Annotated in this window: 12 protein-coding genes and 2 tRNA genes; 8 read left to right on the top strand and 6 right to left on the bottom strand. The window is 35.5% G+C overall.

The window, feature by feature from the left end; translation table 11 throughout:
* Positions 1-6: 6 nt before the first annotated feature.
* Positions 7-711, bottom strand: coding sequence for a class I SAM-dependent methyltransferase (locus I6J02_RS19880; RefSeq protein WP_201679501.1), 705 nt, complete (start codon positions 709-711; stop codon positions 7-9).
* Between the two features lie 100 nt (positions 712-811).
* A complete protein-coding gene (locus I6J02_RS19875; RefSeq protein WP_201679500.1) occupies positions 812-1,309 on the bottom strand; it encodes a DUF1572 domain-containing protein in 498 nt (165 codons plus the stop codon).
* A gap of 190 nt (positions 1,310-1,499) precedes the next feature.
* Between I6J02_RS19875 and I6J02_RS19870 the strand changes: the two genes are divergently transcribed.
* The 6 genes from I6J02_RS19870 (at position 1,500) to I6J02_RS19845 (ending at position 8,116) form a co-directional block, all read left to right on the top strand.
* Positions 1,500-2,006, top strand: a complete 507-nt coding sequence (locus tag I6J02_RS19870) for a GNAT family N-acetyltransferase (RefSeq protein WP_201679499.1) — start codon at positions 1,500-1,502, stop codon at positions 2,004-2,006.
* 347 nt (positions 2,007-2,353) lie between these two features.
* The gene (locus I6J02_RS19865) at positions 2,354-3,286 is read left to right on the top strand and encodes an alpha/beta fold hydrolase (protein WP_201679498.1); all 933 of its coding nucleotides are present in this window, start codon (positions 2,354-2,356) and stop codon (positions 3,284-3,286) included.
* Positions 3,287-3,546: 260 nt separating this feature from the next.
* Positions 3,547-4,503, top strand: coding sequence for a DUF2157 domain-containing protein (locus tag I6J02_RS19860; protein WP_201679497.1), 957 nt, complete (start codon positions 3,547-3,549; stop codon positions 4,501-4,503).
* Positions 4,493-5,572 (top strand): DUF4401 domain-containing protein, encoded by a 1,080-nt coding sequence (locus tag I6J02_RS19855; RefSeq protein ID WP_201679496.1) that lies wholly within the window; start codon positions 4,493-4,495, stop codon positions 5,570-5,572. Before I6J02_RS19860 ends, I6J02_RS19855 begins: the two co-directional genes overlap by 11 nt.
* Complete coding sequence (locus I6J02_RS19850; RefSeq protein WP_201679495.1) at positions 5,559-6,053, top strand: GDYXXLXY domain-containing protein; 495 nt, start codon at positions 5,559-5,561, stop codon at positions 6,051-6,053. The genes I6J02_RS19855 and I6J02_RS19850 overlap by 14 nt, the downstream gene beginning before the upstream one ends.
* A 566-nt stretch (positions 6,054-6,619) precedes the next feature.
* The gene (locus I6J02_RS19845; protein ID WP_201679494.1) at positions 6,620-8,116 is read left to right on the top strand and encodes a glycoside hydrolase; all 1,497 of its coding nucleotides are present in this window, start codon (positions 6,620-6,622) and stop codon (positions 8,114-8,116) included.
* Between the two features lie 92 nt (positions 8,117-8,208).
* Here the strand turns inward: I6J02_RS19845 and I6J02_RS19840 are convergent, their stop codons facing one another.
* Positions 8,209-8,517, bottom strand: coding sequence for a hypothetical protein (locus I6J02_RS19840; protein ID WP_201679493.1), 309 nt, complete (start codon positions 8,515-8,517; stop codon positions 8,209-8,211).
* A gap of 364 nt (positions 8,518-8,881) precedes the next feature.
* Here I6J02_RS19840 and I6J02_RS19835 point away from each other — a divergent pair, with 364 nt between their 5' ends.
* Entirely contained in the window at positions 8,882-10,066 is a 1,185-nt protein-coding gene (locus tag I6J02_RS19835) for a hypothetical protein (protein WP_201679492.1), read from the top strand.
* A 705-nt stretch (positions 10,067-10,771) separates the two neighbouring features.
* On the opposite strand, the gene I6J02_RS19830 is transcribed toward I6J02_RS19835, so the two are convergent.
* The 3 genes from I6J02_RS19830 to I6J02_RS19820 form a co-directional block, all read right to left on the bottom strand.
* Positions 10,772-11,320: a GNAT family N-acetyltransferase gene (locus tag I6J02_RS19830; protein ID WP_201679491.1), complete on the bottom strand. Its 549-nt coding sequence runs from the start codon at positions 11,318-11,320 to the stop codon at positions 10,772-10,774.
* A gap of 204 nt (positions 11,321-11,524) precedes the next feature.
* Positions 11,525-11,609: transfer RNA gene (locus tag I6J02_RS19825), tRNA-Ser, on the bottom strand.
* A 91-nt stretch (positions 11,610-11,700) separates the two neighbouring features.
* Positions 11,701-12,228, bottom strand: coding sequence for a YceI family protein (locus I6J02_RS19820; RefSeq protein ID WP_201679490.1), 528 nt, complete (start codon positions 12,226-12,228; stop codon positions 11,701-11,703).
* Between the two features lie 217 nt (positions 12,229-12,445).
* On the opposite strand from I6J02_RS19820, the gene I6J02_RS19815 reads away from it, so the two are divergent.
* A tRNA-Arg gene (locus I6J02_RS19815) sits at positions 12,446-12,519 on the top strand.
* The last annotated feature ends 146 nt before the right edge of the window (positions 12,520-12,665 follow it).

Raw genomic sequence — 12,665 nt, 5'->3', positions numbered from 1 at the left:
ATATAATTATGTTGTTAAGGGCTTTTCTGTTTTAGGGTGTTCATTATCGGGAGATAAAATTGCTATCCAGTATTCTCTCAAAACGGGATCTCCGGTTTTACTGTTTACATACTCAGCTCTTTTCAACGCACTTTTCAGAATGAAGTCGCTTTCTGCGATTGCTGTTTTGAATTTCTCCAGATCAAACAGATTGAACCCGAATTTAGTAAAAGGTAAAGTCTCCATAAAAGCACGGTCTGCGAATGTGATGGCAGCACAGCCTTGCGGTTTTAACACACGTCTGATCTCTGCTAATAGTGCGGGGATATCCTCCCAGAAATAAAGGGTGTTGACAGATAGTATTTTATCAAACAGATTGTCCTGAAAGGGAATGTGCAGGCCATCATACAAAAGGAAAGACGCCTGACCCCGGCTTATTTCTTCCTTATGATCCGTACTGGCCTGCTGATGCATCGTAGAAGATATTTCAAGGCCGCGATAGTGGATAGATTTCGCTTGTTGTAATATTAGTTTCAGGTGTCCGCAGTTGCCATGCCCTAATTCCAGAACCTCATCATTATCGCTCAAATCCATATTCCTGACCGTTTCCAGTGTCATGCCGATATTGTTTTCATTCATGTTATCAGCGATAACAAGTCCAAATTCTCCATTTGGATTTGCCAGTTGATTAGCGATCTCTTTAAGTTCTTCTTCAGTATATATTTTTGACATCTTATTTTATTCTTGGTATGATCAAATTTAACTTTTATTGTTCATATAAAATTCTCCTTATCCAGATAACAGGTAATCAAATAGCAATTTTAATGTCACGTTATTCAGGCTGATCTTTTTCTCTGATCTTTGCTTCTGTAATTATTTTTTTCAAAATATTGATCTGCCCCAGATGATAATGTGTATGTTCTATAACACCAAGCAGATTACGATAATATGTTCCGTATTTGGGATCCGTAAAGTCCTGATCTAAGCAGGAAGGATTCAGATTTTCAATCAGTACTGCTAAACTTTCAGCATCATGAAGCGTTTTCTGAATTAAATTCTGCCATTCATCTTCACTAGTGATCGGTTTCAGATCAAAACTGAATTTATCCTGAGAGGTGAGCGGCTTGCCGGTAAGAACATCTGTAATAGCGACAATATAATAATTAACATGGAAAACCAACATAGCTATTGTATTAAGGCTATAAACAGGAGTAGTTGCCTGTATCCAGTCTATATTTTGCAGTGTATCGTTTAGATTGACGCATGTCCAGTTGCCCCCAAAGTGTACATCTCTGAAATGTTTGGACAGATAAGCTAGTGAGTCTGTCATAGGATTCATAAATGGATTATACAAACAGTATGAATAATTGCTATTAAATATAGCATTAAAATAAACAGAAAAAAAGATGAACTGTCATTCCGCATATCTTGATATAATGGAATGTTAGGCAAATGGGTAACCGTATTGCTTTATGGAGCTTAATCCTTAAATTCGTTGTCTCTAACGAGTTAAACAAGGTATGAATATGAAAACGGAGAGGTTAAATTTACGCAGGTTAGACATGATTCATGCAGCATTTATGTTGAGGCTGGTCAATACGGATCAATGGAAAGAAAATATTGGCGATAGAAATGTCAACAGTATAGAAGAGGCAGAAGCATACATAAGACGGATAATCGAAACGCCGACTATTCAATACTGGGTGGTCTCTTTGATAACTAATGATCTTCCTGTAGGAGTGGTATCGCTTGTTAAGCGCACTTATCTCGAAGATGCTGATATTGGATTTGCATTGTTGCCTGAGTTTGAAAAGCAAGGATATGCCTTTGAGGCTGCCAGCAGATTACTGATCTATATCCGGGAAAATCGTATACAGAACAAAGTGCTGGGAATCACCAAAAACAGCAATCTTAAGTCTATTCGTCTTTTAGAAAAATTGGGCATGAAGAGAGCGTCGGATATAGAGAATGCTGTGCAAGAGCAAAATGAATTGATTTATTACCTGTATTTACATCCGCAATTATAACTTTTCATGGGTATTTCTACTGATCCATTTTCTATTGTTGCTTAATATACCTTTTGAAATCCAAATCCATAGGTTAAGCCAGCTCCGATATAGCCTTCTCTTTAATGTCTCTGCGGCATAGTTAACAGTTTTTCTAACGGTATTTTCTTTGAATCTTCCAATATTCTTTTGTAATTTGCTCTTAAGTTGCTTATTTTAAATAAGGGTAATTTATTGATTATCAATTTAATGGGTGTTTAGTTCTCTATCTCTAAAGACCTGAATCATAATGCACAACAGGTTATGAATAATTAAAACAAAGAATATATATGCTCAAGAAATTTAAAATGTTTAGTCTACTTATAATTATGATATCGCTGATTCATAATGTACATGCACAATCTCCACCTATTTACGATACACTTTCCATTGGTAATATCAAACAGGTTGTTTCCTATAGCGGGAGTAAAGATGCACTTGTTATTCTTTTCTTACACGGCGGTCCGGGAAGCTCAAGGATGAAGCAGGCTGAAGTTTTTTCCAATATACTTCAAAAACATTTTATGGTCGTTCAATGGGATCAGCGAGGCGCGGGGAGAACTGAGGCACTGAATAAATCATTAGTAACGATATCCCTAGACTTAATGGTAAATGACACATTTGAATTAATCAAATTACTTTTAAAAAGATTCAATCAGAGGAAATTGTATCTCGTTGGAGAATCCTGGGGAACTGTTCTAGGCTTCAAGATGGCAGAAAAACATCCTGAACTTTTAAGTGGCTATCTTGCGTTCAGCCCAGTGGTCAACCAAACAAAAAGTGAACAAATCCTGCTGGAAAACTTAAAACTGTATGCCAAAGAGAAAGCTAATATAGAAGCTCAGAAAGAACTGGATAATGTTAAAATACCATTCAACAGTTACGAAGACATGTACTATTCAAGGAAATGGATGTTAAGTTACGATGGACACCCAGTCGCAGAAAAAGACCTGCCGCTGCTGAAGCAATATATGGAAGATTGGTCGAAAGCTTGGATGCCAACGTGGAATGAAGTAATGAAACAGAATCTTTTCGTAGAATTACCAACGATCAAATGTCCTGTATATTTCTTTTTGGGAGAAAAAGATCTACAGACAAACTGTAATGTTGCCAAAGATTACTATAAAATCTTAAAAGCACCTAAAAAGAATATATACACTTTTAAAAACGCGGGGCATTCTGTATTAGTCGATGAGGCAGAGCAAGTTCAAAAAATAATTATTTCTGAAATTTTAAATAATGACAGTAATAAGGAACATTAGCCTGATGTGTCACCTCTTTTATTTCAATAGGAATTTTATCATATATGATTGAGATTCCTCGATCTTTAAGAGGCAATACACCCATTTAAACTGTTAATTACTTAGCTGATAAAAAACAATCCATAGCGAGGAAGGTGTATCACCATTTAAATGAATAAGTGAGAGAGTCGGTTAGTGCTTTTGTCAGTTAATAAAGAATGTGTAATGGAATGAAAAGTAATCAACTAATTAAGATTATATATAGTTTTTAAGTTCATGCAATGAATAAAATAGAACGGGAAGATATTTATATTATAAGCAGACACAGCAATCTGACAGAGGAAGAAATTGCTGAAGTGCTGAAAGAAGATATATTCAGTGACAGAAGTGCGTGGGAAAAGTTTCTGCGTTTGTTTTTTATGGTACTGGGTATTGGTTTTACAGTAGCCGGAATTGTTTTCTTTTTTGCTTACAACTGGGCTGATCTGCACAAGTTTGTAAAGATTGGTCTTGCAGAAGGGTTGATTATTGTGACAACCGTACTGGTTCTGATCCCGGGAATCCCTATTTCAGTACGGAATATAATCCTTACCGGGGCAGCTGTACTGGTCGGTGTATTGTTTGCCGTATTCGGTCAGATTTATCAGACCGGAGCAGATGCATACGACTTTTTTCTGGCCTGGACAGTCTTTATTACTTTGTGGGTTTTAGTTGCCAATTATGCCCCGCTTTGGTTGTTGTATCTCCTTTTGATAAATACTACCGTGCTGATGTATACTGATCAGGTGGCAAAAGACTGGAACGGAGTGCTGGTATGCACGTTGTTATTTATTGTGAATGGTATGGCTTTGCTGATTTCCGTTCTGCAATCCCGTTTTATAAATAATGTAATAGTCCCGCAATGGTTCTCCAATACAGTAGCATTAGCTGCTGCAACATTTGCTACTGCGGGCATTATTTTCTGGATATTTGAAGAGCCGCATCGTCCTTTTCCCTGGCTATTGTTATTGACAGCTGCAGCTTATTTTTTTGGTATCCGGTATGGGTTGAAGGCGAAAAGCGGCTTCTATCTTTCGCTGATACCCTTCAGTCTTATTATCATTGTATCCGGTTTGCTCATCCATATTTCAGATGGAGAGATGATGTATCTGACTGTGAGTGGTTTTATTGTGATCAGCGTAACACTGGTTATTAAAAAGTTGATTGACCTTCAAAAGAAATGGACAAATGAAAAATAAAGAGCAGATCATAGAGGTATTGGATTATCTCCGAAATAAAAGAGAAAATAAAGAATCATTTGTCTGCGATGAAGAAGCGATTATAGCTTCATACCAGAAAAACAGATCTGTTGAATCTCTGCCAATAAAGATTCTTTCCATATTTGGCGGTCTGCTGGCCAGTCTGGCGTTTGTTGGTTTTTTGTTTATCAGCGGACTTTATGACTCCGGTATTGCTCTTATTATACTCGGTCTTATTTGTATTGTGGCAGCTATACTGGTGAATAAGAAAAGTGATAAAATTATTCTGGATACAGTGACTGTATTATTTTATATCATCGGCTTTTTACTTATGACAATGGGTTTTAATGAGTTTAAAATAGGAGATAGTTATATTCTTCTCCTATTTGTTTTCATTGCCTCCTGTTCTCTGATTATTGTTCATAACTACATCCTTTCGTTTATATCCATTCTGATCATAAATGGCTGTATATTTGGCTTGATTCTTACTAATGATGTCTACAATCTGATCCATATTCATATTTCTGTATTAACTGGATTGGTTAGCTATATTATACTGAATGAAGCGAAAATTATTACCAATTCTAAAGCATTATGCAGACTTTATAAACCTTTAAGAGCAGGCTTGATCTTTTCATTTTTAGTGCTGCTGATCTTTTTAGGCAAGAGGGGAATGATTGCATTGTCTCCGGAATATACCTGGCTTTCTTCTGTTATTATCTTTTTGGCCATTATATATTTAATGCTGAAGTTGTCGGACACGTTGCATGTTGTAAATGTAGTTCAAAGAGCTGTAATTTGTATTCTTAGCATACTGGTTTTGTTACCTACTGTATGGTCTCCGGCAATTTCAGGCGCAATATTGATTATTCTGCTGAGCTTTTACGTGAATTATAAGACGGGAATGATTGTCGGAGTGATTGCTTTTATTTATTTTATTTCTCAGTATTACTACGACCTTAATTTTACATTACTGACCAAATCCATGTTACTGATCTCTTCAGGAATTCTATTTCTGGCGCTCTATTTATTTACCCGTAAAAGCCTGACAAAACATGAAAAAATATAAATGGTTTATCATCTTTTTTAATCTGCTTCTGTTGCTGGGGTATTTTACATATTCGATCCAGGCGAAAGAAGAAATATTGAACGAAGGTCAGTTGGTTTTATTGAAGCTGGCTCCTGTCGACCCGCGTTCACTAATGCAGGGGGATTATATGACTTTGCGTTATGCTATTTCTCAGGATATAGATACGGAAACCGAAAAGTTACCAAGAAGGGGATATTGTGTTATAAAAATTGATCAGCATGGAGTAGGGCAGAAGGTTCGCTTCCAACGGGATCCAAGTCCGTTAAATAAGGGCGAATATCTGATTAAATATACATCGCCGAATGAATGGAATATCAATCTTGGGGCGGAATCTTTTTTCTTTCAGGAAGGTCATGCTGAGAAATATGAAAATGCAAAATATGGTGCATTAAAGGTCGATAAAAATGGCAACAGCCTGTTAGTGGGGTTATATGATCAGCAACTTAAAGAAATAAAATAAAGGTAACTCCTGAAGCCATAATAAGTATACATATCCTTAGCTTATCTCAATCTGTTTTTTTTATCTGAAACGAGGGATGGATAAGAAACTATTCGTGAAATAACCCTTTGGAGAATTTTAATATAATCTTTTGGTCTGAAGATTATCATTATTAAACTCTTATCTCTTCTCCTTATTTAAATCTCTTTTACAGTATTGGTAAATAGTTCAATAGTTGTTGAGCTAATTGTTCAGTATCTGCTTTTTTTATTTGAATATTCGTTTGCTATAAGTCTTTTCTCAGTAGTAAGTCCTGAATTTCATTATCTTAAATCAAAGTTGACTGCCTCTGAACCTGCAGAGGCATATGTTCTTCTATCTCCTTAAATAAAGATTAAATAGTTCAATCAGAATGAGTTAATTATTCAATTTTCGAATGTTCATTTCTTTTAGTTTAGCTCTGCATAATTATTATAATACAACCAATAGATTTTGTCAGGTAACAGAGCCGTGTGAATTTTGATCGTTCGGAAAAGTAAAAATAACAGAAATAGTTAGATAAATAACAAACACGAAATTACAAAATTATGAAAACACAAAAATTAAAGATTGCCCTGGGCTTAGCGTTTGCGATGTCGGTACTGGGCAGTTGCGAAAAAAAAGATTTGGTAAATGATAAACTTCCGAATCCGAATGCTCTTGCTCAGACAAATGGAGTTGTGGATGTTGTACTGGACTGGAATCAGACGTACCAGAAGATTGAGGGATTTGGTGCTTTCGGAGGAAGAATAACTCCGTTTTTTGAATCGGGTAAAAGAGATAGTATAATGGAATATTTATGGGGAAATACCGGGTTGCATCTGAATATGCTGAGAGGAAAAGTATTGCACACGTATCCATTCAATCAACAAACTAAAGTGGTAACGATTCAACCTGTAGGTGTGGATATCAATGTAGATGTAAACAGTACGCAATACCAGGCTCTTACAGAAGATCAGAAGGAACAGCTGGGACAATTGTGGATTCTGAAAACTGCAAAACAGCGTCATCAGGTTCCGATCATTTTTGCCAGTACCTGGACGCCTCCATTGTATATGAAAACCAACCCTAACAGTATAAGCGGTAAGTTTTTTAATGGTTTAAACTTTAATACTTCGTCGACTACATTTGCAAATTATCTAGCCGGATTTACGAAAGCTTATAAAGACGCAGGAATCGATTTTTATGGGATTTCTCCAAGCAATGAACCGGAAAATGTATTTTCAGATTGGGATGCTTCCTATTGGAAGCCAAAAAATCTGGGAGAGTTTATTACAAATAATTTAAGACCGGCATTGAATAATGAAGGACTGCAGAGTGTTAAGATTATTTCTTCAGAAAATGCAGCATGGGGTACTGCAAATAGTTTTCTGTCTTCCATGGATAAATCTAAGGTAGACGTATTGGCAGGACATGGTTATGTGGAAATAGGGGATTTGATTTTTGGACAACGTGGTTTGAATCAGAATCCGCAAATATGGAATTATGCAACCGGCAATAAACCGGTATGGGTGACAGAAGCTTCTGACGATAGCGGGGTGTATGATAATACTATGACCGGAGGATTGAAACTGGCTAAAAATATGCATAAATTTTTGGCGGAATGTAATGTGAACTCCTATGTGTACTGGTTAGGTATGCTGGCTATACGAAACAATGAATCGCTAATCTGTACCAACAGTGACGGGACGCTTGATTTTCCGAAGACATATGACGTCATGGGGCACTATTCAAGATTTATTAATTCGGGATATTACAGATTTAAAGCAACCTCGAATGGAGGAAGTAATATAATGGTATCTGCTTATAAAGATCCGGCTTCAGGCAAATTTACATGCGTAGTAATCAATAGTGGCACTACTGCCGCTAATTGTAAGATCAAACTTCAGGGTTTTGGAACAACCAGTCTGCAGAATTATCAGACAACAGATGCAAGCACTGGCCACTGGACTGCAGGTACTGCTGTAAGTGCGGATGCTGCAGGCGAGTTGTCTGTAACCTTGCCGGCAAAAAGTATAACAACATATACCGGAATTAAAAATTAGGCACAGCCTGTTTAGAATTAAAGCTCAGTTTCCCTATAGAAACTGAGCTTTATATGTTTTAGAAAAGCATCTATAGGATAACGGTCATGTAATCACATAGTTTTATTTTTATATTTCAATTCCAGATTAAGGATAATATCCCGCTTTTTACCTTCTACAAGAGATAAATTGCCAACGACAAATACTCCTTTTTTTCCATTCATTTGGTTCGAAATTCCATATACAGTAGATTCATCATCCGGATTGGATGATCCCTCATACCTGTAGAGATAGTCAATCTGATATTCCTCTGTATTTGTATATATTTCTTCGAATTCTACATTATAATCTATAGTATATCCCTTCTCCTGTAGTTTCGCTAATGCGACATCTGCCGTTTCGTAATTGTGTCTGGTTTCCATATTAATATTGATTGTTCTTTTCTAATAACAATCCAGCGGGCTCTTCTGTTTTGATGCCGATAAAATGGTTGTGGAATTTAATATTAATTTTGTTTTATTTTTGATTTTTTATTTGTGTTAATATATTGAAGAAATTTTTTTGTTATTTTCGGGTATTAAATTTCTTTTATATTTTTGTTTTGTAAATTTAACTTTATATTTACGTATTATGTTAATATAAAGTTAAATTCATATGAGGGTTAAATTTAAATTGTTGGCTTTATTCAGTATAGTGTTACTGAGTATAGCGTGTATGAAAGAAGAGCGTGATAAAGTAAGTCAGGTGGAAATGATCGTTATAAAGACTATTTAAATTATTTGCCAGATGAATCTATCAATACATTATATAAGGCTGTCTGTTTTTATGTTATTTGCAGTAAGCCTGATGCTTTCCTGTTCCAGACAGGATATGAATCCTCCTGATAATCCTGAAGAGAGAGGCATACTACTTGAACTGGATTCTGCAAAATTTCCGGTTGTCAAAAAAGATGCTGTAGTAAGGAGTGTATATGATGTTTTATATCAGTTGGATGGTATGCAGTTCTACATAAAATCACGTGGTAATTTAGTTTTACAGAGCTATGGTAAAGGAAAAAATCTGCTTCTGGAACCTATGGCGCCTAATGACGAATCGCAGTTGTTTTATTTTAGGTTTTCTCCTCCATCTTCCGATAATCCTTATATGCTCTACTCTGTAAAAGAAAATACAGCAATAGGTGTAGGCGCATATGCCAGGAATCCTGATCAGTACTTCCCGTTTACCCAACGAACTGGCAGGCCTTCTTCATTTGGTTTTTCATGGGTTCCGGTTTTAAATGCAGAAAGGACGGGTTATTATTTAGACAGTCGGGGTGTATCAGGTACAAGTATGACAGGAGGGAAGCTAAGGCCATTTAATTATAGTATAAAGGCAGAGTACGGTAGATTGTTTATGGGGGAAAGAGACTTTTTGCAATATCTGGATTTTGTATTTATTCCCAATGAGGAGTTTATATTGGAAAGTGTACAGCTGGACACGATAGGGGGAAAAATTACAAATACAGGCCCAACGCGAATTAAATATGGTTTAAGGTTAAATAACAGGTCTACAGAATTCCGGGAAAATGTCTTGCTGACAGATACTATAAAAAGTGAATTTTCAATTAAGGAAACATTTAATGGAATAGGTTTGAAAAAAAATGAAAATGTTGAATTAGAAACTGATATTCAAAGAATTAATTATTCAGCTGGTGTAGCTTTGTTTGGAAAGAGGGAAAAAGTGAAAATGAATTTTGGGACAGCATCTTACCGCAAAGTAATTTTTAACTATCCTATGGAGATTGTTATACCAGCATACTCTTTGTTTTCCTATGATTTATGGATATTAAGACACACTGTTGAATTAAAATACAATGCTGTATATCGAGGTGTCAAATCAGGTAAGATCATAAATGTTTCAGGCGTTTACAGCGGAAATGATTTTTCTAATCCCTTTTTAGAAGTATCTACAAGACCCTATAAAACAAATTAAAGAAGCCAATAATTGTTCAGACAGTTGAGGAGTTAAAAGATGACTGTTTTTTAGACCTGATACAGCTTTATTAATAGCTATATTTTTTATAATTTTAGAGGATTAGCCCCTAATGGTGGAATGGTAATTATATTTTCACTTAAATAAAAGAGTTATTAATAAGATATGAAGAAAATAATATTTAGGTTTTCACTGATTAATATTCTGCTTGGTATTGTGTTGTTTTTGCTTTACAGAGTTGTTATTGATCGATTAAATCCTTCTGATACAACAACTTTGGGGAAAATCTATACTGTTATGGATATTTTCATGCAGATCATTCTGTCCTCAGTTTATCTTGTTGCAATAGCTGTCAGTTCATTATTGTTTTTTCTAAATCAAGTAGACAGAATCAGGAATAATTCTTATTTGTCTTTTCTGACCTTTTCGGGAGTACCTCTCTTTTTTGTTCTTTTCGTAGGTGTTAATATAGCGCTTGATATTCATCAGTATGATATTATACCCTCTTCTATAAAAATGCTGTTAGGCTTTTCAATACTTTATTTGTTATGTACGATTATTGAATTTTTAATTTTCAGATCAAAAATTAAAAAGCTTCAGATGCAGACTGTTCTTCTTGAAAACAAGTAAGAATAGAGAATATAAAAAAGGTTCAATTTAGTCAATTGAGCCTTTGGAGATCATTTAGGTTTTATTCGCTATATTTTATCCATTTAATTTCGAATAAATGACTGTATCAATAAATTTGCCGTTATAGAATTCACTTTCTTTAAAATATCCCTCTTTAACGAAATTGCATTTCTCTAATACTTTGGCTGAGGCTATATTTTCAGGATCAATCAATGCTTCGATCGAATGCAGCCCCATTTTAGTAAAGCCGTAATTAACAACTTGATTAATTGCTTCGGTAATATAACCCTTTCCTTGAAAATCAGGAAGCAGCATATACCCAATTTCAGCCCGATAATGCTCAGACTTAATATGATAATAGCCGATAGTTCCAATCATTTTAGGATCATCTTTTAGTGTAATTGCCCAATTGATGATCTCATTGCTGCCCATTTTTTCATCGACTATTTTTATATGTTCCGAGACTTCCTCAAGTCCTGTCGCTACAGGTCTGGGAATATATTTCATGATCTGCGGATCAGAACGCAGAGCAAATAACTCGTTGATATCATCCAGATCAGCACGTCGTAGTTTCAATCTGTTAGTTTCCAATTCAGGAAACTCGGAGAAATTTACAGTAAGCATTGTTAGTTTTATATTTGTGTAAAGGTATAGTTTTTTGAGTTGCTACTTTACAGTAATCAGGTTTTGCGTGTTTATTTGCGAAGTTTTTAACCAAAAATCTTTTACCGCTTCAGGTTCGAGTCTGTAATTGCTTTCTATGTTTTGGAATCAGAATACGAAGGGATACTGCATAAAAAAACCTTCATCGAAAGATGAAGGTTTTTGCGGAGAGTGAGGGATTCGAACCCCCGGACCTGTGACAGTCAACAGTTTTCAAGACTGCCGCATTCGACCACTCTGCCAACTCTCCGCGACAAAAGTACAAATTTTCTCTATTCTACCAAATAATATTTTACAATTTATGGCTAAAATATGCATTTAATTATGAATCAAGCTGATTATTAGCTTTTTGAAAATTGAATATCACCTGAGATTTTTACCTCTTCACTCACCATTACTCCACCTGTTTCTAATGCCGCATTCCATGTCAGACCGTAATCGCTTCTGTTTATCTTGCCTGAAAAGGTATATCCGACTTTACTGTTGCCCCACGGGTCCACTGCAATACCTCCGAAATCTACATCCAGTGTAATAGGCTTAGTCACATCCTTGATTGTCAGATCTCCTGTTACTGCAAATTCATCTTCTGATTTCTTTACAATAGAAGTCGATACAAACTTTATTTCAGGATAATTTGCGGCATCAAAAAAGTCTCCGCTTTTTAAATGCTGATCGCGTTGTTCATTTTTAGTATTAATGGAATCGGTTTTGATAGCTGCTTTAATTGTAGCTGCAGACAGATCTTCACCATTCCCTTCTAATTGGATTTCAAAGTCCTGAAAAAGTCCTTTTACATTTGAAATCATCATGTGTTTTACTTTAAACTCCAACTCACTGTGAGCAGAGTCTAGATTCCAGATAGTTGCCATATATTTATTTTAATTTTCTACACAAAAGTAAATGTTATAACATATATTTTTGTTTTTTGTATGTCATATTATAACAAAAAAGATAAAGAAGTTGTTCTGACAGGGGATATAAATAATTGCCTTGACAGGCAATGACTTAATATCGGAGCGTAAAAAAAGTATTCATTTTTTTTGGAAATATAGCGGATTTGAGTAGTTTTGCATCACCGAAAGGGACGCGCCCATAGCTCAGCTGGATAGAGCAACGGTTTTCTAAACCGTCGGTCTCAGGTTCGAATCCTGATGGGCGTACAAAAACCCCACTTAACACTACGTTAAGTGGGGTTTTTGCTTTATTATTGTTTTTAATTTTTATTTTTTTTGATCCGATGCCCCTTGACAAGAGGTGAAAAAATAAAAAAGGGAGTGTTATATTTGAGAATTGTATTCCATGAAGC

It is taken from the genome of Sphingobacterium spiritivorum (assembly GCF_016725325.1).
Taxonomy (GTDB): Bacteria; Bacteroidota; Bacteroidia; order Sphingobacteriales; family Sphingobacteriaceae; genus Sphingobacterium.
Note: the sequence above shows the minus strand (reverse complement) of the source record. Positions and strands in the feature narration are given on the sequence as shown.